The following is a 22,437-nucleotide window of genomic DNA, read 5'->3' as shown; positions in this document are numbered from 1 at the left end:
AGGTCAATTATAGCAAATTAGAAGACAATAATCGGCTCTTCACAAACGAATTCATTACACAAACGTTTGATATGGCTATTAAATGGGCCCGGTTTTCTTTCTCCCCTGATATTCTGCAGAGGTAAACAGACAATCTCAAGAAGTGTTTAGGACAGGCACCTATCCTCCAAAACTTTTTTTGATCGTATCAAGATGGCCCTGATCATTGAATCTGCCGAATTCAATATCGTGGCACCGGTTAAATTCCACCGATGTCTTTAGCGTATCGATAAACTTCCCGAGCATCTTACCTATAGGAATAACAGCAAGGAATGCCAGTAAAAAGCAGAGAAAGATATTATTTCTATTTTAAATCCTTTATCTACTGGCTGCTCTTTGAGCGGCACGATAAGGTATAAAAGCCCCAATTAATATAAACGTTGCTATTATTGTAACCATTACAGATGCCTGAATGGTAACAACTGCCAATATGTATAAAAGAGCCGCTATGAATACCAGAGAAAAACTGATCATCTTTAAGCCAAAAATATTCTGCTGTTTTATCATTTGGAGTTCTTCCAGGCTTGCAGAGGAAGTGTGAGCTTCTTTCTTTTTGGCTTTATAGGAGAGATAATCTTCATAGTCTTTGCTTGTTTTCCTTTTTAACCTCATGATTATCTCTGTAATGCCCAGAAGAGCAAGTGGCAACAACACCCCAAGTAACATTTCGTTGGCTCGGGATAGCTTGTAACCGAAGGAGAAGGGAATGATGATTTTGAACAACAGGTTAACCAGAAGGGAAGTCAAAGTAACATATATCGTTATTTTTCCCGTTAATCTTTTTGAAAACAATGCCCAGATAGGCGGCAATAGTAAGGGGCCGCCAGTAATTGCACCCACGCTGAGGGTAAACTCAACGACACCACCGATACGCGGTACAATCAAGGCTATAAGAATCATGAACACACCAAAAAACCAGGAAGAAGCCCGTGCGACGAACATCAATTTCTTGTCCGAGGCATGCGGGTTAATTGATCCTTTATACACATCATTGGTAAAAACCGCCGAAACTACATTGAGTGCAGTATTGGCTGATGCAGATGTAGAAAAATACATTCCGGTTAGCATCAGTCCTAAAAGACCTGGAGGCAGCACCTGCTTGCAAACCATTATATATGCATTTTCTGCATTCATACCTGTCAGCTCCGGATTGATTACCTTGTAGGCCATGGGTGGCAACATCCACAAAATTGGGCTTAAAATATACAAAGCAGCAAATAGATACGCCACCTTAGAAGCGCTGCGTGGTTTGTCTACACTCGTATAGCGTTGAATAAATGTCCAGTTGCCACCGATGTAAAAAATATGATAGATAGCGAACGCAAAAATAAATATCCAGGTGTATTCTCCGCTGACGGGATCAAAAAAGCCGGCTGGCAGATGCTGTATAAAACCTTCTACACCACCAACTTCTCCAAATACCAACGGTAAGATGATCACCACCGCTGCCGTCAAGACCACAAACTGAAGAATGTCGGTTACCATTACGGCCCACAAACCACCCACCGCCGTATAAGAGATCATCAGAATACCAAGTATGACTGTGACAGGCATTAATGGATAATCAAGTGTTGCCGACACCAGTTTGGATACAGAATACAATACCGACCCTTTGATCAACACCGATACAATAGTAAAAATATAAATAAAACTTTTCTGAACGGAATTGCCCAGGCGTGCCTTAATAAATTCAGCTGCAGTAAGGTTACCCGTTGCTTTCCAGCGGGGAGCCAGGTAAAAACCAGCCACCAGTGCGCCTATGCACATGGTCCATTGTATAGTAATGGCTACCCAACCATGCTGGTAAGCAATTGCTCCCCATGCTACAAAGGTACCGGCAGAAAAGAAACTCATGAACAAGGACAAACCCCCGATAAACCAGGGTACAGACTCGCCACCGGCAAAAAAAGATTTTAAATTTCTTCCTGTTCTTGAGAAGCTGATTCCAACCAGCATTATAAAGACGGAGAAAACAACGACTACTACTGTATCTATCATGTTAGAAATGTTTTATGGTATAACACCGTACCGAAAATAAGGAAGCTGGCACATTAGTCGATGGATGCTCCAATATGATCTTTAATTTTTTAATTTTTAGCTGAGATTCAAATACGATTTCATTCCGGGCCTGGTAATTGTCCCTCTTGCGGTAAACAACATTGCCGTGCTCATCCTCAATATGATAATTTCTTACACAAAAAGGCATTACCGTTTCGGGATGCGTCATCAGTACCGACTCCATCGGATGATCTGTATCTGTATCAAATACCAGGTCAATTTTTTCAATAAACTTCTCGTGTTCCCACGCTACTTCAATAGTAGGGGCCGGATCGGCCAGATCGGCTACCCATGCGTTGGGCTGTACTGTTGGACGATCTATTCCATTTTTTATGTTATGTTCAGAAAATGTATGGATGACTTCGTCAAACTGCAAGGCTATATTTTGGCCTTCCGGCCTTCTCTGCGGGCACCAAAATTCAAAGGTTTCTACGCCAGATCCTTCGGGCGCTACCTGTTTACCATTATTAGAAACAGCTTTATTTACACCATTAAAAACAGAAAGCATACCTGTAAATCTTTGATCGGAGTAGGCCAGTTGTACCTTTTCATTGATTAAAAAACAGACAAAAGCATATTGGTCCTGATCAATAACTACATCAAAATCAATGTTTACATCCTGTTCTCCAGCCTGCAATGCAATATGTTTTACAGCGAGTACTGTATCTGGTGTAAAACCACCGTGCCTCGCACTAATCCTTAATTCTGCCTGGAATGTAGTAGGTGCATCAGCTCTAAGCAATACCTTAAATGCCGGAAACTTGCCGGGATGGACAGGTAGCATTTGTGCGGCAGCAATAGAAAGTGTTTTAAAAACGAGATTATCCCTGTTAAACCCTTTAAATTCAAAGTGTGAGCTAGACTTTAAATTGGCCTGTTGAACATTATCTGCCTCATCTTCCCAATCCACATTTGGAATATATTGACCGGTTCTGATCAATGCTTTCTGCAAATGTGGCATGTAATTGTCCTGGTACAATTCGGCTGGTAGTTTGTGATGCTTTAAACACAATGCTGCTGCCACGGCTGCTGCCTGCGCAACATAGGCACAGGTGCCCATTACCCGGGTGCCCCCAAAGGCTACGTGGCTCACGCTGATGATGCGCCCAGCAAGGAACAGATTTTTAATGTTTTTACTATAAAGGCACCTGTAAGGTATTTGAAAGATACCTTTACTGTGCCACTGGTTACATGGCGAACGCTCACTGAATACGCCATCGGCAGGATGCAGGTCAATAGACCATCCACCGTAGGCAACGGCATCTTCATGCACTTTTTGCTCAATCAAATCAGATTGGGAAAGTATATAATCTCCTTCAAATCTCCGGCTCTCCCGTTTGCCCGGTATCATTCCTACCCATTCCAAAGTATAATTTTCTGCCTCAGGGAAATTACCCGAATTTTTGATATAATCCCATACGCCATAGATCACTTTCCATAATTCCCACTTAATCTTCTCTGTATCATGCACAGTATCCATTCTGCCGCCATGTTCTACCCACCACAGTTTGCAACCATGTTCCTTGGCATTAAAGCTCTTATAGCGTGGTATTTCCTTTTGTACATCAATTGCAAATGCCGGAGCAGTAAACTTAACCGGCTTTTCTGTATCCTTTGTATAAAAATAAAGTGAATGTCCCAATAATTCGCCATAACTCGCATCCGGTGCCATTGGTTCATTAAATTCTTCGGCTGTTTCTGCCCCCATTCTAAATGCTGCCCCAGACAGAAAACTTACAACTCCATCGCCAGATGCATCACAGAACAAGGGTGCATGGATAATATAGGTTGTAGCGTTCTGGCTGCAAAAAGCCTTGATGCTTTCGATCCTCTCTGGTTCACTTTTGTTTACTTCATACACAGCAGTATTAAGCAAAAGCGTGATATTGGGTTCCTGTTTCACTTTGTCCAATAAAATCATATCCAGTATGATCGGATTTCCCTCGGGATTTCTATAAGTGTTTTCTACCAGCAGCTCATCTATTATGCCACCCTCCCTGCTCCAGCGGTTATTATTGCCCATGTGTGAAGTAGCTCCCAGTATCCATAACCGAACCTCGCTAGATGCATTGCCGCCTAGAACGGGCCTGTCCTGTACAAGTATCACCTTTAAACCCTGCCTTGCCGCTGTGATGGCTGCACACACACCAGACATCCCGCCACCAATAATAGCAAGATCGGTATTATACTTTTCAATTTTTAAACTACGGTTTTCTTCTGCCTCTTTTCGTATCATTATTTGATTGAATTATTTTCCTAATTCCGTTATTTTAGTCCTAATCTGTTTTCCGTTGATATCTGTTAGTTTCAGATAAAAACTAACCGGCTTATCCATTTCAATTGGTATGGTAAATTCAAATGGATATTCATTTTTATCCATGCTCATTTCTTTTTTCCCATTGATTTTATAGCTGATGGTGGCCTTCTTCCATTTTGTATCGTCTTCTTGGAGAAAAACGAAAAGTTTTTGTGCATAAGAACCCAGCTTAAACAATAATGCTTTGGTATTTCCTTCCGGGATATCGGCATAATCGCTTCTATGATCTTTTTCAGCATGAAGGAGCTGATCCTGGAAACCGGTCGGGATTTTAACGTCAGCAATAGCCACAGCAGCCATTCCACCTGCAGGAACATGAAGCTGAAATACACCATCCTTTAAAAATGTCGATTTACCAGACGGATGTAAGTTATGGATGGTGGTATTGCCCGCAAAACCGACACGGGAAAGATCTACCGAAACCCGCGTGTTTACCTCTGCTCCAGACTGGTTCATAAAAGCCAGAAGCAGCGTATCGCCCATTTTTGCACTGATGTAATTTAATGCATGATCATCAATTTGCAACAAACGGGATGGCATCCACAGCCGGGCATTTTCGAACTGGAAAAACCTGCCGTTCTTAGCCCCATAGAACTTGTTCTGCAAATAGGTGTATCCTTCTATGTAATCACTTGGGAAGCTGATCTTTCCATCGCTTTTTACATAAGCATCTGAAACCAGATAGTCGATGAACATAGAGGCCATTGGCAAAATATGGTTGTAATGAAAAGAGTTTACGCTCTGCGCTTTATGCTCATGAAGCGGAAAATCTGCCTTTTCATAGGCCGTAGTTCTTTCGGTGTTCATGTGATAGCCCGGAAAACTTTCAGAACGACCAACAATCGAAGCTTTGGCTACATTCATCAGATAAGAATCTTTGGTATGATAGCCAATTCTTAGCAGCCATGGGGCGTAGGTAGACATGAAAATACCACGATGACCCGTTGAAGTTCCCGACGACTCGGGCGTAAGCCCTATTTCAGAAAGCCTCCAAGCAGGAACTGTCTCTTCGGGGTAATACATCTGTTGGTGGCCTTTTGATTTAAGATACCAGTACATCGGTGCCTTTCCGCCCTTGTTCACGGTAACCAGACTATCAGGTATCTGGGGCGCCATCCAGGTAAACAAAGTATAATGCCTGGCCCCATCTTGCGCTGCCTGTAGATACCGGCTTTGGCCTGTAAGTTCGTATAACTCTAAAAGTGCCGACCAATTGTTTGTAAATGTGGGCCAGAAAAAATTAGAACTGAACAAGGGATCTCCAAACTGTGTGATCCGTGTATACACCCTTTCTTGCAAATATTTATCTGCCAGGGTAATGCTCAAACGCAAATAAGATGAATCTGATGTGAGCTTAAACATATACATGGCATTGACCCAGTTCTTTCCTTTTTGCACTTCGTCAAGATTCCTGATGCGTGTTGTGCCGAACTCCTTTTTGGCCATTGCGGCATAGAATGAATTGTTTTTACCAAAAACATTGTACAGCACCTGTAATTCTGATAATGGGGCGATGGGCCCTCTTAGCTTTCTTGACGGCGACTGAATTTTCTGGTTACTATCAATGGCAAACAGGAATTTTTCACGCGATAGCATAAACTCCATTAAGGGATAGGCCCTTTTATCAAACATTTCCTTGTCATCCCTTATAATCGACAGCTCAAGTGGATTTAAGCTCGAAACATTTTTTACAGCGCCAGGTACATCGGTAGAATAGGCAAAACCTTTCAGGCTATCGATAAACCAGGCATAACGAGTTTTGGAATAATCAATCAGGTTATCTAGCGTAGTATTCATGGAAACGGTAGCATTGGTTCGGTAATCCCTAAAGCCAAATACTGTTGTCGCAATTTTTTCATACGTTTTGGTGATGCTGGCAGAATCGACCACCAGATTCATGGAAAATTCAAAAGCACGTCCAGCTGTCATTTGTGAATTGACGCCTCCCGGCATGGGTGCAAAAAGCTGGGACTGCAACAGCGATTTATGGTTAAGCAGGGCAACTCCGAACTGGCTGTTGGTAAAAAGCGGCAAAGGTTGGAAAGGCAAATACTTAGGATCTGCCAATACCCCTATCGAATTATGCCCGTCATTTACCAAAGTAGCAGGTATTGTGGTCATAAATGATGGTGTAAGGTAAGGTTGCGGCGGGGTCCGTTTTTCTGTCCATATCAGCGGTTGCCATAACTCACGGGTGCTATCACTTTTGAAAGATGGCGCACCAATGTAGCCCACGCTATAAAAACCATTCTTTTTAGGCGTAAATAAAAATCTGACCTTGGGATACGGCAAACCTTTGATCAGCCATGCCTTTAACGTAAACATTGGGTGTGCTGGAAAAGTATAACTAATGGAATCTCCGGCACTTACCGCCTTAATCGCAGTAAGAAAATACGTTGTTCCGGCATGGTAAATATTGGCCGTTCTGTTTTGCTGTGCGCTTCTTAAGATCTTGTCATCAAACCCATCGCCGGCAACACTGGCATCAACAGCTTGTTGACTGTAATCGGCTAATCGATTGTCGGTGGTTTTCCAGGTGGGAATATTGTAGGGAACTTTTTTTAGTCCTGAAGGCTTTAACGCAATTTCGGGATCTTTCTCATTGAAGATGACTACAAAATCGGGCTTAAACTGATAGGTTTCGCCTTTCGATACAATTTCGAATGCATTGCCTCCAGCGGCTATCGTTTGCCCATTTACTGACCTGTACGAACAGCAAATACCTAAAAAACAAATGAATTTAATGTATCTGCTACTTATCATTCTACTCCATATTTTCATACACACTATTGTTTTATTGGCTGCAAGTGGATTACAAAACCTCCCATAGGGGGAATGGATATTTTCTTTTTATGTAATTGAGACGGAACTGTAGCTAATGAAGAAAACCCCATTTTGGCATCCTGAATAGCGGTTGCCCTATAATTTGAAAGCCCTTTTACAAAAGAGAGGTCTAATGTTATATTCGTTTCCGAGGTAAGTCCGTTAATTGCGGCTACATACCAGTCCTCTCCTTTCTTTTTAGCGATGATGGCGCAGCTGCCTATTTCGCTTCCGTCCAATACCAAAGTGCTGTCCCAGGTTGTGGGCAGATTCCGTATCAATGGAAGTATGGGTTTGTACAGCGGATCGTTTACAAGCGTTACCGGATTTTCTGCAATACATTGAAACGGCGAATCAAACAAGTAAAGCAGTGCCAGTTGATGGGTAAGTGTTGTAGATGCTCTATTAGAAAAAAGTGCGGGCGTATAATCTGCTGGCCCGGTGATATACCTGGTAAAGGGAAGTGCTGTGTTGTGCCATGCGGGAATTGGCTCATTCATAATATTGAGCTCCGCTCCCCGGACACCTTCCCTGGTCATTTCGTTAGGAAAGCTGCGGTATTCGCCCGTAGAGGTGTGGCAACCATGAAAATTGACCATTAGCTTTTTCTGCGCTGCAGCTTTTAAGAAACCTATCTCAAAATCTATCAGTTCCTTGGCCTCACTATTCATGAAATCAATTTTTATACCGGCAACTCCTAATCTGTTCAATGTATCCAGAAAAGCATTACAGTAGGCGGTATCCCTTAAATACTTGGAATCTTTCCATACCCAAACCTTAATATTTTTTTGCTGTCCATGATCTACCAGCTCCTTTAGCGTTTGCCATTTTTGTTTCCATTTCTCTTCCCATCCATCATCAATTAACGTATAGCTATAATTTAACTGGGCTGCAGCATCGATAATGCTTTTCTCTACAGCCGGCTCCAGGTAATCTTCACGCCTAGTAATCCAGCTCCAGGCACTTTTTCCCGGGCTGATATAGTCTGTATTCGCATAAAGATATTCATCGGGTTTCTCGTTTAAAGCTTCAACAATGTTTTGGTTAACCAGCTCGTTTAAATTGGATGCCAATCCAATTATGCGCCAGGGCGTAAAAGAGCCTTTTCCCGATTGTACAAAAAAGCCCTTATCGCCCTCGGTAAAATCTACCGATAAACTGTTCTTATTGGCTTTTAAGCGCATCCCACTGTAATGCTGCAGTGCGGCCTCTGTAATAAACAGGTAACTTTTATCTGCTAACTGTGCTACAATAGGCTTGCCCTGTATGGGGCCGGTTGCAGAAATTCTGTCAAGGCTATCCAATCGAGTCTGCATCCATAAGCCCGCATAAGATTTGAGCTTCCAATTATTGTTGCGCTCAAAGAACCACGCGCGCACACCACTGTCTAGAACGAAACTTGTTTGCTCTGCTGTAACATGCACCTGTTGCGCATTGGGCAATTGATAGCGGATAGCGCAACCATTGTCAAACACGGCCAATTCTATCCTATTTTTACCAATGCTGATTTGATATTTTTTGTATGATACGCTCCGTTGCTGATAATTATAGCGCAACAGGGCAAAGGATTCTGTTATGGTTTTGCTAGCTAAAAGTTCAGGTTCAGCAGCTGCATCTAACAAAGGCTTTCCAGAAATACTCAAACCTAAACGGGAAGGCTTGATCAGCTCTTGATTATTTAAAGATAACGTATAGAAAAACCCTTTATCTCCTTCCTTAAAAATGCGGACAGTTACGGCAGCGGATGGGCTTTTAAGCAGTAATGGCTTTTCGGCACAGCTGGCCGTGGCAGGCATAAAACTACCTATCCATACCAATATATTTAGTGCGAGCAAAAATGCTGCTATCTTATGCAATCCTAAACCTTTTGAAGGAAACTCTGGCAGCAAGCTACCGATTATTTTTACAGCGATGTATTTCATCCGTTTATTTTTATGTTTTTCAATGGTAAGATGGAGCTTACCATGATTAAAATAATCACTTCTGTATGTGTTTAATGATTATTTTAATCATGGACGGTTTATTTCAGTATGCTCCCTCTCAATAAAATCCGTCCTAAATAAATAACTGTTTGATTATATTTTTCTGGATTTTTGACAATGTCGGCTCTCTTGTCTTCGGGGAGTATCCCCAGTTTATCGGCTTGCTGCCCAGATAAATTACAAGTTACCACATGTTCTCCCGCTGGTACTTTTATCACATCAAACTGTCCGCGGTAGCGGTTGTTGCAAAAGGCGTTGAATCTATTCAATGCATCTGCTATGGCTGCATTGGTAGCTTGATAATAGCTAAAGCTTCCTTGCTTCTCTTTGCTTAATTTTACGGGCTTTCCATCTATATGCCATTCCAACTGTCCAACCTCCGGCCCGCCGATATCAAAAATCCCTATCGTGTCTCCCTTGAAACGAAAACTAAAGCTTGCTCCTGGCTTGTTTGCCGTAAGCACATTTGGAAACCATGGACTGAATTTTTTAAGATTCGGATTGGCAGCTGTTGGTATTAACTGCCAGCCATTGTTCTCAATTGCCAAAATTGAGGGATCTACCATCGTTGCCTCATCCCAGGCCGAGGTGATCAATGGTTTAGGCAATTGTCCCTTTATTAGCTGTTTTGCGGCTCCAATTTTTTTAAAGGCACGGGCTATGGCTGCGGCATACAGATTGCCACCGGCTATAGTAGGATGAATCCCATCTTCGGAAAACAAAATTTGATGCTGGCCAATTGTTTGTGAACTCCCTTTCCATATCAGTTTTTCTGATGCTTCCAGGCTTGATGCCTCCATTCCTAAATTTACCGATGGTAGCTCATAATAGGCAGCAAGCTGCTCTAGTCTTATAATATTTGGCGGTAGTTCCTTTTTTTGATAAAAAGCAGATTGACCATTTAAAATGGTATAGATTAGACAGATCTCTGCATCGGGGTTAAGTTTAATCGTTTGCCTGATCATCCCCTCCATGCCATCGGGATAAGCACCATTAACGGCAAATTCTATAAAAATGAGATCTGGGCGATGGTTAAGCACATGCTCCTGGATCCTAAAGGCACCTAGCTCGGTTCCGGTACCTGAAACTCCTGCATTGATCCACCTAAACTTAGCTTGAGTATAAGTTTGTTCCATATAGCTGGCCGTTTGAAGGCGATAGCCAAAATCTGACTGCGTAATGCTCCCTCCAATAAAAGCAACCACCACCTCTTTACCGCTGTTCACCTTTGCGAAGAACCTTGGAAGTCCGGCACGCACAATGCACTCCTGTTCGTTGGTATAGTTTCCTGGTTCAACTTTAGGAATATTAGCGGCCAAAGCAAAATAAATCGGCGACGCTCCTGTCTGAGAAGCTGCAATTTTATCCCTATCGGCACTTTCCTGAGAAAATGCCATTGTAGAAATCAACAGACAACCAAGCAATATCGCTTTCATACCAATTTTATTCGTTACCATTGAGCACAATTTTTTTTGATTTTGTTTTTCCGTCATCACTTTTAAAGATGAGTTCAAGCGTTAAGTTTTCGCCCATAGGCAATTTGCTGAAGCTCCATTCATAAGGATACTGGTTAATTTGCTGTACGTTTTTATTACAGGTAACCGTTACCGAATGATTCTTTAGGGGAGCGGTTTCTGCAAACCCATAGCACGTATCCCAACCAAATGGCGAACGAATGCGGAACAGATAGATACGTCCCCAAGGCGCACCAAGGTCAAAAACTTTCATCCCTTCTTTAACTGGCGAATATTTGGCCACCACGGGTGCCGCAGCAAGTGGAACAGCAATTGCTTTGAACCCTTTTGCGGGAACTGTTACCTCCAGCTTCGATTCTTTAAAGTTTAATGCGGCAGACTGCCCATTGTTTTCATAGCCTAATGCCGTTCCCTCCTTTTGGGCATTTGCAGCTTTGTTCCATTGTACTGCCACTTTTTGTTCGCTGTCCACTTCAGAAGACAGCAGGATCCAGAAATTTTTATCAGAAACTGCTGTTACATAGTTTATTCCCGGATTTTGAACCGTTACCAGCTCTTTATGCATCCGCAGTACAACCTCCGAATCTCCGAAAACCTTACCTTTACCACCGCCATATATTCTGTTATTAAACCATACAAAGCCCTCTTGCTTACTATATGGAAACATGACATTCCCGTTAGCGCGTTGCATGGTTTCTGTAATGAGGTAATCTAAGCTAAATGCAAGATGAGGAGGGATATGATGATAATAAATAGAACTTAGATCGGGGCCCTTATAAGGAAAATCAGGTGCCATGTGTACATCGGTAAAGCCCGTGCTATAATATCCCGGATAATTTGTAAAACGACCAATAACTGCATTACGTGCATAGGTTTCGTAAATAGGTTTATTTACATATTGAAACAATCGCAGCAAATGCGGTGCCCAGCTGCTCATAAACACCGGATGTACCGTCTGACCTTTTACCCGTGTAAAATAGGTACTTGGTTGCTCCAACCCCAGCCCTACAGGTGATACGAGCCATTCTGGCACTTTCTTTTCCAATACGTCGTCTTTTTTTCTTGGAAATCCTAAACGGTAGGGTTCATTGCCTTTCCACCAGATCCGGGTAACCCCGTCATAACGATTACCTTGATGAATCGTCTGCAAAGTATCATTTACCTTCGGATAGCTTCGTATGCCTGCAATGGTAAAATAAGCGCCATATTCAGCGGCTTTTAAATACTTTGTATCTTTTGTAGATTCATATAGATCCAACAAATCCCACCAGGGTGCATAAAAAGTAGTGTTATAAAAGGGTATATGGCTAAGTACATTGTTGGTATTGCTATATATTTTACGCTGGATAAAAAGATCGGCATCTTTTTTAGCCAATTGCAACCATTTTGCCTGACCTGTTAGGCGATAGGCCCAAAGCGCCTGGTTCCATGAATGGAAATCTGTTGAATATCCCTTGGCTGTTCTCAAGCTATCTCCTGGTAGGGCTATCGCCTTTATCCAAGGGTTTAAGCCGTTTAACAAATGGTCCAATCCCACATAATAAGAAGTAGTAAACTGAGAAGTTAAAGGATTCATTTCCAACGTTTTTCTGGTTGCATTAAATGCTGTGGGAACAATATCTATAGCCCAGCGGTAACCACTTCTTGAAAGCGTAAATTCTATGGTCGGCAACGACCGTTTAATGTAAAAATCTTCATCGTTTTGCAGTACCGACAGTGCAACATTCAATAGTGGCGTAGCATTTACCACTGTTGGTGCTGTTGTAGGATCTCCTTCAATATCATAGAATCCTTTTAGCTGGGCGGCCCACCCCGCAGCATTGTCATTTTTAAACAGCTCAATCATATTAAACACGGCATCGGTAAGCGACAGCTGTTCCTGTTTACGATAATCCCTTACCTCGAATACCTCCTTGGATACATCATCCATAGCCATGTCCCAATTACCAGGTGCTACACCAATTACGAATTGTCTGTCGATTAACTCCCCAGCACGATATTTAGAATCACTCATTCCCAATACAGGTGAAAACATGACTGGTTGTATCTGATTATTGTGGTTTTTAAGTGTAAAGCCTGCCGGTGCATAATCTACCGAGCCCCAGTCTTTTTTAAACAATTCTGGCGCTGCCGCAACGTAACTGGAAACGGTACCTTGTGGTGTCTTTGAGGAAACAATGGTAACCGGCTGCTGCATCATGGCCGTAATCATCATTTGCGGACCATCAGAAAGACGCTTAAACTGGAACATAGGTGCCATGAGCACATTTTCCAATTCATCCTGCGCAATCGGCTGAAAGGCAGCAACGCCCATGCTATAGTAACCCGGACGGGCTGTTTTACAAATGAGCCGCAAACGAATATGTAGTTGTCCGGGCAACAGTGACCATAAACCGGTAATAGTAGAACCATTGCGCGTGACATACTGGACCTCTATCATCTGTTTATCAACAGTTTTTGCCGCAATGGGAATAGCTTCACTAAGGTTTCCTGCTTCAAAAGGATTGAAATCATCCCCTGTTTTATGTACCGCATGTTTTTGATCGTTGAAAACAAAATAGGCTTTCGGTGTCTGTGAATCCCAGGTTGGGTAGTACTTGTTATAGCGGATGGCAGTAGTATCGCTGCTGATCAAAAAAACACCATGGTCTTCGATTTTTGTACCCATCGGCTGCTTCCATTGTCCGTCTTTTTTGATTGCTGTACGGCAGGCAATAGCGCTTTGATTTGTTCCGGTTGTTAAAAATTGTATACGCATTACCTCATTTTCAATTTGAGCAATGACCTTATCGGTATCGTTCAACCGCAGCGATGGGGTTGTATTTTTCTTTTCATCAGTAAATACTTCTTGTTCAACAGGAAGTTTTTTCCATGACAAAAGTGTTTTTTTATCTAAATTATTTGGATTTATTGTGCTATCCTGCATAAAAAGGATGGCATCACAGCGACCAAAATTGAAATTATGCAGCCGTAGCAATACTTCTTTTTGTTTAAGGTCTGCGTAACCCAGATGTTCCCATGCATAACCAGGTTTTCCATGCCCTCCTGCCTTTTTTAGCTTGGCATTGCCAACCGAAAGCTGAAACAGCCTTGTACGTGGGGATGTTTCAAAATCTGGTGTACGGATCCAGACGGCATATCGCCCGGGCTTTCCAACGTTCAACACGGTCAACGCATCCGATGTAACGTCCAGTTCGCCCTCCAGAAATCTTAAGATACTACCGTTGATCCCCTCCCTGTTTACTTCGGTAAACCATTTGCCTTTAAACTGAAAATCAGTTCCCAATACCAGGCATTTTTCCTGTTGTGCATTGGCTTTGGACATATTTAAAAATAGACCCGCCAAAAGCAATAAACATATATTGGTTTTTTGAAGATGCATGATCTTAAAAAATTTATTGGTATTTAAATGTATATACCTGCAAGCCATAGGGTGCTATTTTAATCTTGTCATTGAAAGAGAAAGGAATTGGCGATCCAGATGCCGAAAAACATTGTGCTGTTTCCAATGCTAAACGGTGTTGCCCAATAAAACGGGATTGGTTTATATGAAGCTCGCCCTCTTGTGCCTCGTCATCATTATTGAGTACAAATAGATAAAATGTTTTATCCTCCTTATTCAGGGCGCACAAATAATCCATGTTAGGATTAGTTAATGATACCAGCTTTTCTATCAAGGCCAAACCACCCTGCTTATCAAATATTTTTCCCTTCTGAAAACCAAAGGTTTTGTGGGGACCAACTTTAGGCGTGATGAATCCCGCCGGAAAATCAATTCTGCCCTGCGACCGCAGTGACAGCTCTGCCATCAAATAGTCTGTGATCCATCCCACTTGCCACCATGCGTGGTGCGGAAAAGGACCTGCGCCCCTATTCATGGCACTCCAATAATAAGAGGCAACCCCTGTTGCCGGATCTACAAAAGCATCTTTGCTCAACGCCGCAGTTCTTGCCATCTTGAGATATAAAGAGTCTTTTGTGAGCTGGAATAATCTTACGAACATGCCGGCATGACTGGCCAATAAAATTGGACCGCTAGGGTTGGCCGAACCTAAAATGCCGCCGTGTTCAAAACTTAGACCCACCTGGCTGATCTGCCAATCTTCGAGTTCTCTTGTTCCGCTCTTCTTGCCTTGGTGGTTCGGGATAGGATGAGAATAAATGGAAGTGGTGTAAAATTGTGCAGTTTTAATGGCAGCCTGTTTAAAACGTTGCTCTTTTGTAATCTCATAAAGATCCAGCAGTGCCTGGGCACTTTGACCAGTTGCAAAATCTGGAGCAAAACGGGCATCTCCGCAAACCCCTAAAAAGTATCCCTTTTCTACGGCATTTTTAATAAACCAGTCTGCGCCCGTTATAGCAGCTTTTAAATATTTTTCATCTTCAAGCACCTGATAGGCGACCAGTAAACCATAAAAAGTAGGCCTATAATCTTTCTGGTCTGTAAACATAGGCTGGTAGGTATTGTTATGATAAGCCACTTCCCAATAACCTTGCTGCTTCATCTTGGCAAGAAGCCAGTCGGCCGCCAAGCGTATTGCCGATTTAAGCTGCTGATTGTCCGGCTCAAATAAAAACACATTCCCCATGTCGAGTAACATGTAGTACGTAGTGGCTATCGGTTCTGTATAAGGCCCCCACTCTTCGGTGAAACGTTTAGAATGATAAAGATAATATTGACCAGCGGCAGCGCCGTGAAAAAATCCACCAGCTGTGTTTTGCTGCGCCAGTTTAAAATTTAACGCATTTTTCAATCGTTGATGAATAAGGATTGAGTCTTGTGTAAGGGTTGCCAACATCCACATCGCTCCATAATCGGCATTTTTTACTGCATCTTTTTCCGATTCATAAACACCGCCCAAATATTCCTGTGCGCCAATCCGCTGACCCTGGTAATCAAAGGTCCTCCACCTTGAAGTGCTATCTTTCTTTACATAATCTAAAAGCTGCAGCATACGTGCTGATAGGGACTGGTTGGTTTGTTTTAAACGGAGCAGTTCATCAAAGCGATAAACATCATTAACGACATGTTGATAAACCTTATACCAATCTGATGGGTTGACCGTGTACCTGAAATCAAATGAAATGTTTTCCCCTTTTTTTAAATATGATTTTTTTTGCCCTAATACCGGATGGTATAAGGTTGGGCTCAGTTGTTGCTGCCTGTTGATCAGCGACAGGCCGAGCTGCCAGTTAGATTGGGTAGATTTATCATATTCCCATGGGTCTCTGGCCGTTCCTGGTTCGGCGGTAACCGCCAGTGTAATCCCTTCTTTATTGGTAAGCATGGCAGTAAGTGCGGCTGCTGTCCGCTCTCTTACTACCATCGGCTTATCTGGAATTCCGTGACCATAGGCATAAGCATCAATAAAATTACTGTTAATGGTATTGCCCTGAAAAACCCCGGGAATGCAGGCCCACTGAAACTGGTTTTTATCATTTGTTGTAAGCACCGGGCTTGCAATGGAATAATATCCGTCCCTATCGGCTGTTAACCGGATGGAAACACGAAGGTCATTTTTATAAACAGAGTCTAGCTGCCAGGTAGCCTCGATGGTAGCAACTTCTGTTTTTTGCTGAAAAACAAGTGTATGGCCAACCTGTTTATACCGCTGCGGGTAAAATGAAATGGAACGCCCCTCTGTATTTAAGGAAACAGGAGAAGTATTTGCTTTCCAGGTAGGGATGATATAACGGTATTCGGGTTCTGGAAATGGAATTTCCTTTCCGTTTTTATCTTTAATCGGTGCATTCATATCTGGTTGCTCTTTACTGTAAAGCAGGGTGTACTGCCCCAGTGAGCCAGGTAATGACTGCCATCCCTTTTGTCCCTTCACCGACAACTGTTTTACCTTGTAGCCTTTGCCCGTATTTTCCCAGTTCAGTCGGATCACGTTGTTGGTTAGTGCCGCTTTGGTAGCCAGTTGCGCATAGCCACTGCTTATTGATGCCAGCAACAGCAATATTACACCATTTAACCTCATTGTGTAATGTTTAGTTCTAATTCCTTTACAACCGTTGTTGAGCGCTCTAAATTGGCATTAGTTGCTACAAAAGTGACTTTGTATACCCCCGCTCTGCTATAAACCTTGGTGTATTCTGTTAATTTCTGAGAAATGTTTTTGATGGGCTCCCCGATGTCCGGCAGGGTACTGTTGGGGTTAAACTGTTTGGTTACCACCCAATCGTCATCCAGTTCGGTATCGTTCCTTACGGTAAGCAGCTGAGCTGAAGTAATGCTCCAGTTGGTAGCTGGGCCGCTAAAGTTAAAGGCAACCCAACCAGCAGTAGCCATAGTGGCCAATATGGTTTGTTCTCCCTGCTGGTTAACGCTTCTCAGGTTAAAAGTACGGACTACCCAGCGGTTTTGCTGTGCTTCTGGTTTGATGACGGTAGTTTTATAAACCATGGCAATTGCCATACTTTTATTGCGGGCTGCGAAACTACTGAGATCGATATCCCCCGAAGGTGTCTGATCCTGACCGGAAGAGAGCACAGCTTTATCCGTAATGTCTTCCCAAGTGGCCGATCTTACACTTGCGGCCTCATATTTTCCATTAAAGTCGGTTGATACGTACACTTTGATTACCGACTGATCGATGGGCATCAGCCCGAATTGGGCGAAAGTATTAAAGTTGAGAAAAACGGAATTTCCTTCTACCGCGGTCCTTTTTCTGAACTCATATTTACGGCCCACTTCGCCCGACCAAAACACAATATTATCCGGTTTTCCCTTAACGATAAACCGGACAGGCTCTCCAACTTTATAACTGGTTTTTTCGGTTTCAACAGAAAAATCATCCTGAGGTCCCAACTCATAGGTTTTCTGGCAGGAAGCCAGAGAAAAGAACATCACAAATGCAATTATTAACTTATTCATCTTGTACAATTTTGTGGTTACCATCCTGTGTTTTGTCTGATATTAGGGTTAACGGCCAATTCACTATTCGGAATCGGGAATAAAACAGCCCTTTCCGTTACCCGCTGTGCCTGTGCTATAGCGGGATCTCTTAAAGCTGCCGGCATGTTGGTCTGGTACTCCCTTACCTGTGCCTGCATAACAGATGGGTAAATACCCCATCGCACAAGATCGTGTTTCCTGATACCCTCGAAAGCAAGTTCACGCAGCCTTTCGTTCCTGATCAGGTCCAGAAAGTCTTGCTTAGATAGCCCGGCAACAGCGTCTGCCTGGGTGTCGGGTGTAGACACATTTTTTCCATACCCTCTTCGCCTTACCATATTGATGGCGTTGTACGCAGCTGCAGAGGGCCCGCCGTTTACCTGGTTGTCGGCTTCTGCAAACATCAGCAATACATCGGCATATCTTAAAAGTGGCCAATTCGTGCCCGTCATGTTTTGGTTTCTCGGTAAAACCAGTTCATACTCGCGCCTCCATTTCCCGTTGCTTCGATCGTAGATCTGATCTGCCGCCCAATTGGTACGTACAGCCGTTTGCCCGGTAGTTACATACCTGTAAGGTGCAACTGTCCAGTCTCTTCGCTGGTCACCACTCGCGTAAGCATCATAAAGCTTGGCAGTAGCATGAACATAATCATAGCCATAGCCTATCTCAATAATTCCGCAGGTAATGCCATTATAACTTCCAATCGTGCCAGCTTCCTGTATTTCACCCTGGCCCGTTCCTTTAAACTCTACTTCCCATAAATTCTCTTTGGTATCGAATACTTCTCTAACGTGGTTAATGTAAATCTGGCTGAAGTCGGGGGTCAGATCGTGTAATCCAGACTGCATCACTTTTTCTGCATAGCTTCTTGCTTCAGCATATTTAGATGCATCGTTCAACGGAAAACCTGCCATGGTTAAATAAACCCTTGCCAATATTCCTTGTACCGTAGTTTTAGTGATACGTGTGTTATAGCCATAGTCTGAAACGGATTTAACCAAGATTTCGGCCTGTTTCATGTCTGCCACGATACGCTCGTAAATATCCTTTATTGGTGTACCCGGAAGAGGTTCTTCTTCAGGTGACTTGGTAGACTGCAACTTTAGCGGAACTGCCCCAAATTCATCCGTCAGCAAAAAATAATAATAGGCTCTTAAAAAAAGTGTCTGGCCTTTAATTTCATTCCGTTTTGCTTCACTCACCTGAGCTTTATCAATATTATCGAGCAGCATATTTGCTCTTTCAATCCCGGTATAAAGTGCTTCCCAATGCCTATTCAGTTCCAGCGTAGAAGCATCAACAATGTTGGCATTTATTCCAGATATTTGGTTCTTCATAAAGAACTCGTCACTGAAGACCATGTAACATGCCATTCCCTGTGCATAAACCCGATTATCGCCCAGGCGGTCGTAAACTCCTGCCAGTGCCGATTCCAGTTCTTTTTCTGTGTTATAATAATTTATTGGTGATATAAAATCCTGTGGGGTGGTATCCAGAATTTTTGAACATGATGTGGCAACAAGGGCCAACATCATACCGATATAAAATAAAACTGTTTTCATTGTAAAAAACATTTATGTTAAAAAGTTAGATTCATTCCAAAGGTAATGGTGCGAGCTCTTGGATAAGGACTCCAATCAAAACCCGGCGTGAGCGCAGAATGCCGTACAGAAACCTCTGGGTCCAGGCCGGTATAGTTGGTTAAGGTGGCAAGGTTTTGCGCTGAGATGTGTACCCGGGCAGCTTGCATCTTCCATTTTTTCATCAACTCGGGAGAAAGGTTATATCCAAGCGAAACTGTTTTTAGCCGTAAAAAAGACCCATCTTCAATATTTCTACTGGAGAATACGTTTGGTCCATAACCACCTGCCACGGGCAGCAAAGTATTCTGGTTTTCTAAAGACCACCTGTTTTCGTAGGTTTTAAACATATTTAAGCTTTGCCTTGCCTCGGCTCCTTCGAAAACAATACGGTTCGCATTTAGGATATCATTACCATAAGACCATTGTAAAAAAACGTTCAGGTCAAATTGTCCATACTGGAAATTGTTGGAAAAGCCTCCAATGTGCTTAGGATTGGGATTGCCAATAATCGTCTGGTCATTTGCATCCACCACTCCATCTCCGTTAATGTCTTTATATTTGATGAATCCCGGTCTAATGATCGAACGGGCACTACCATTGTTAGGCACTTCGGGCTTTAGATCATAAGTGCCGTTAGACAATACATTAAAATCATTTAGCTGATATAATCCGTCAAAAACATAGCCATAAAATAATGCCACCTGGCGTCCCGGCAACGCGATATAAGGTAGGGAATTATTGAAATTGGAGTTCCAGTTAACAATACGTGTAATAAGACTCGGCTGGTCTCCGTTTAATTCCTTTATTTTATTATTATTGAAGGCTATATTGAAGTTGGAAGTCCAATTGAATTTTTTGGTTTTAATGTTTACTGTATTTAGGGTAAATTCAAACCCTTTATTTACAACAACACCTATGTTTTTAAATGCTGTGAGATATCCCGTTGATGTAGGCAATGACGCGTTCAGCAATAAATCTGTCGTTCTTTTGTGATAATAGTCTGTGGTTAAGCTCAACCGTTCGTTAAAGAAACCAAGATCTAATCCAATATCCATGTTACCGGTTCGCTCCCATTTAAGATTTTCATTTCCCACGTTAACAGGCACTGATCCTGGAATATAGACCCCATTAAAATAGTAGCCACTTTTTGTATTACCCGTATTGGCCGCTACTTCTTGGTCTAAAACACTGAGGTATGCAAAATCTGATACCCGGTTATTTCCGGTTATGCCGTATGACAATCTCAATTTGGCATTGGAAACAGCTTTAATATTTTTCAAAAATTTTTCTTCGCCCAAATTCCATGCAAATGCTCCGGAAGGGAAATATCCCCATCTATTTTTTGGCGAAAATTTTGAAGATCCATCGCTGCGGAAAGATGCGGTAAACAGATAGCGGGAATTGAAACTATAATTAACACGCCCCAAAAAAGACACCAGCGTTGCGTAAGATCCTGACATCGTTTTTGAAAGTACAGTCCCTTGATCAAGTCCTCTTACACCCAGCACCTCATTAGGCAATAAAATAGATACATAACCATCTCCTTCGGTACTGCTTCTCTGCATCGTAAATCCACCAACAGCATCTATACGATGTTTCTTATTAAAGGACCTGGTGAATGTTAGCAGATTTTCGTTCAGCAGATCACGGATATTTAGATTTTCAATTGAACCATTAAGCCCGTAAGTGGCACCATAAACAGTACGCGGATTTCCTGCTGCCGTTTTAGAGTTGTTAAAGCGCTCAAAAGACAAACGGGATTCGGTTAGGCCGCCGTTAACTCTGAGTTTAAAATATTTCAGAAAAGAATACTCTACAAAAGCATTTGTAAAAAATGCTCTGTTAAAGGCATACATATACATATTGTTGGAGTTTACCACAGGGTTTATTCTCAGATCTGTATTCGCCGCAACATCATCGTCAAAAGGAATATCTATAAAATTATCTTCGTCTCCCCTTCCTGTAATTGGACGGTATCCCCAGGTGCTGTACAACAGATAGGAGCTGGAATTGCCCGCGGAAGTACTATTCAGATTATCACTGGTTAAATTCGCAATCTGCCCTCTTTTTATCCCATAGGTATAATTGGTATTCAAACCGACCCGAAAATTTTTACCCACACGCTGATCAATTTGAAAACGACCTTGATATCGTTTATAGCCCCCATTGATCACGATTCCGGTTTGATCCAGAAAGGAACTGCTGAGGGAGTACTTTGTAGCTGCTGTTCCTCCCCGTAAAGAAAAGTTGTGGCTTTGCATAAAGGCATTCTGCAATACATGATCCTGCCAGTTAATGCCATTTTCATCTCTATATGATTCCAAGGTTCTACCGTCTTGCAAATACATACGTTCTGCGCTTGTCCTGTTGAGTTCGAGCTGATATTTGACAAATTCGTAGGGACTCATTACCGGAATTTGTTTAACTGGCTGTTGATTTCCCAACCAATTGTTATAGGTCACTACCGGTGGCCCGGTTTTACCTTGTTTCGTCTTAATGATAATCACTCCGTTTGCTCCTCTTGCACCATAAATCGCAGTTGAGGAAGCATCTTTCAATACTTCTATTGATTCTATATCATCAGGATTAATGACGTTGTTATCGGGATTTTCCAACGGGAACCCATCAATCACATACAAAGGTGCATTTGATTGGGTAATGGAATTTCCTCCACGAATGGTAATGTTGCTAACGCTGCCTGGCTGTCCATCATTAGAACCTACCTGCACACCTGCCACTCTACCGGCCAAAGCATCTTCAAAAGATACAACAGGTGCTTTTTCCAGATCTTTCATGTTAACGGAACCCACAGAGCCAGTAAGGTCTTTTCGTTTTACTTCACCATAACCAATAATTACCACATCATTTAATGCCTGACTGCTGGGGAGCAGTTGTATTTTGTATTGATTTTGGCTGGTTACAACTACGCTTTTGGAGGTATATCCGATCATGGAAACCATCAACAAATCGCTTTCTTTAGTATTGGAAATGCTGAACCGTCCTTGGTTATCTGTTGTAACAGCTGCAGGTTTTCCCTGAATGATGATTTTTGCACCCAGCAAAGGACGCTCGTTTTCATCTACAATGGTTCCGGTAATGGTTTTTACCGCTTGGGCAAAACCTGCCAGCGGAATACCCAAAACCAACAAAATAGTTAAAATTAGATTTGGTTTCATATCATTATTATATTTGGCTTACTATTTTATCACAACAGACATTCAGATATCTGTTGCTTTTTTACAACGGGCAAAACGCT

10 protein-coding genes are annotated in these 22,437 nt (G+C 42.5%); all 10 read right to left on the bottom strand.

Going from position 1 to position 22,437, the window contains the following annotated elements:
- Positions 1–357: 357 nt before the first annotated feature.
- The 10 genes from DU508_RS13765 to DU508_RS13720 all read right to left on the bottom strand — a co-directional run bounded on the left by DU508_RS13765 (position 358) and on the right by DU508_RS13720 (position 22,357).
- Entirely contained in the window at positions 358–2,037 is a 1,680-nt protein-coding gene (locus DU508_RS13765) for a sodium:solute symporter family protein (RefSeq protein ID WP_115403391.1), read from the bottom strand.
- A gap of 1 nt (position 2,038) precedes the next feature.
- Positions 2,039–4,333: an FAD-dependent oxidoreductase gene (locus tag DU508_RS13760; protein ID WP_115403390.1), complete on the bottom strand. Its 2,295-nt coding sequence runs from the start codon at positions 4,331–4,333 to the stop codon at positions 2,039–2,041.
- Positions 4,334–4,345: 12 nt separating this feature from the next.
- Positions 4,346–7,195 (bottom strand): glycoside hydrolase family protein, encoded by a 2,850-nt coding sequence (locus tag DU508_RS13755; protein ID WP_233509583.1) that lies wholly within the window; start codon positions 7,193–7,195, stop codon positions 4,346–4,348.
- A gap of 5 nt (positions 7,196–7,200) precedes the next feature.
- The gene (locus DU508_RS13750) at positions 7,201–9,159 is read right to left on the bottom strand and encodes a glycoside hydrolase family 97 protein (RefSeq protein WP_233509581.1); all 1,959 of its coding nucleotides are present in this window, start codon (positions 9,157–9,159) and stop codon (positions 7,201–7,203) included.
- Positions 9,160–9,257: 98 nt separating this feature from the next.
- A complete protein-coding gene (locus tag DU508_RS13745) occupies positions 9,258–10,676 on the bottom strand; it encodes an SGNH/GDSL hydrolase family protein (RefSeq protein WP_115403471.1) in 1,419 nt (472 codons plus the stop codon).
- Complete coding sequence (locus tag DU508_RS13740) at positions 10,663–14,019, bottom strand: hypothetical protein (RefSeq protein ID WP_233509579.1); 3,357 nt, start codon at positions 14,017–14,019, stop codon at positions 10,663–10,665. The genes DU508_RS13745 and DU508_RS13740 overlap by 14 nt, the downstream gene beginning before the upstream one ends.
- A gap of 70 nt (positions 14,020–14,089) precedes the next feature.
- Positions 14,090–16,678, bottom strand: a complete 2,589-nt coding sequence (locus DU508_RS13735; protein ID WP_115403389.1) for a glycerophosphoryl diester phosphodiesterase — start codon at positions 16,676–16,678, stop codon at positions 14,090–14,092.
- Entirely contained in the window at positions 16,675–17,574 is a 900-nt protein-coding gene (locus DU508_RS13730) for a DUF5017 domain-containing protein (protein WP_233509577.1), read from the bottom strand. Before DU508_RS13730 ends, DU508_RS13735 begins: the two co-directional genes overlap by 4 nt.
- 17 nt (positions 17,575–17,591) lie before the next feature.
- Positions 17,592–19,160, bottom strand: a complete 1,569-nt coding sequence (locus tag DU508_RS13725) for a RagB/SusD family nutrient uptake outer membrane protein (protein WP_233509566.1) — start codon at positions 19,158–19,160, stop codon at positions 17,592–17,594.
- Between the two features lie 17 nt (positions 19,161–19,177).
- Positions 19,178–22,357: a SusC/RagA family TonB-linked outer membrane protein gene (locus DU508_RS13720; protein WP_115403386.1), complete on the bottom strand. Its 3,180-nt coding sequence runs from the start codon at positions 22,355–22,357 to the stop codon at positions 19,178–19,180.
- Positions 22,358–22,437 lie beyond the last annotated feature (80 nt).

It is taken from the genome of Pedobacter chinensis (assembly GCF_003339865.1).
In the GTDB taxonomy this organism is placed as follows: domain Bacteria; phylum Bacteroidota; class Bacteroidia; order Sphingobacteriales; family Sphingobacteriaceae; genus Pedobacter; species Pedobacter chinensis.
This window is presented reverse-complemented; position numbering and strand designations above follow the sequence as displayed.

Excerpts from the sequence above, each read along its gene's own strand:
- DU508_RS13735 (WP_115403389.1), bottom strand. The coding sequence starts at position 16,678 with ATGAGGTTAAATGGTGTAATATTGCTGTTGCTGGCATCAATAAGCAGT.
- DU508_RS13730 (WP_233509577.1), bottom strand. The coding sequence starts at position 17,574 with ATGAATAAGTTAATAATTGCATTTGTGATGTTCTTTTCTCTGGCTTCC.
- DU508_RS13760 (WP_115403390.1), bottom strand. The coding sequence starts at position 4,333 with ATGATACGAAAAGAGGCAGAAGAAAACCGTAGTTTAAAAATTGAAAAG.
- DU508_RS13750 (WP_233509581.1), bottom strand. The coding sequence starts at position 9,159 with ATGAAATACATCGCTGTAAAAATAATCGGTAGCTTGCTGCCAGAGTTT.
- DU508_RS13720 (WP_115403386.1), bottom strand. The coding sequence starts at position 22,357 with ATGAAACCAAATCTAATTTTAACTATTTTGTTGGTTTTGGGTATTCCG.
- DU508_RS13745 (WP_115403471.1), bottom strand. The coding sequence starts at position 10,676 with ATGGTAACGAATAAAATTGGTATGAAAGCGATATTGCTTGGTTGTCTG.
- DU508_RS13765 (WP_115403391.1), bottom strand. The coding sequence starts at position 2,037 with ATGATAGATACAGTAGTAGTCGTTGTTTTCTCCGTCTTTATAATGCTG.
- DU508_RS13755 (WP_233509583.1), bottom strand. The coding sequence starts at position 7,195 with ATGAAAATATGGAGTAGAATGATAAGTAGCAGATACATTAAATTCATT.
- DU508_RS13725 (WP_233509566.1), bottom strand. The coding sequence starts at position 19,160 with ATGAAAACAGTTTTATTTTATATCGGTATGATGTTGGCCCTTGTTGCC.
- DU508_RS13740 (WP_233509579.1), bottom strand. The coding sequence starts at position 14,019 with ATGTCCAAAGCCAATGCACAACAGGAAAAATGCCTGGTATTGGGAACT.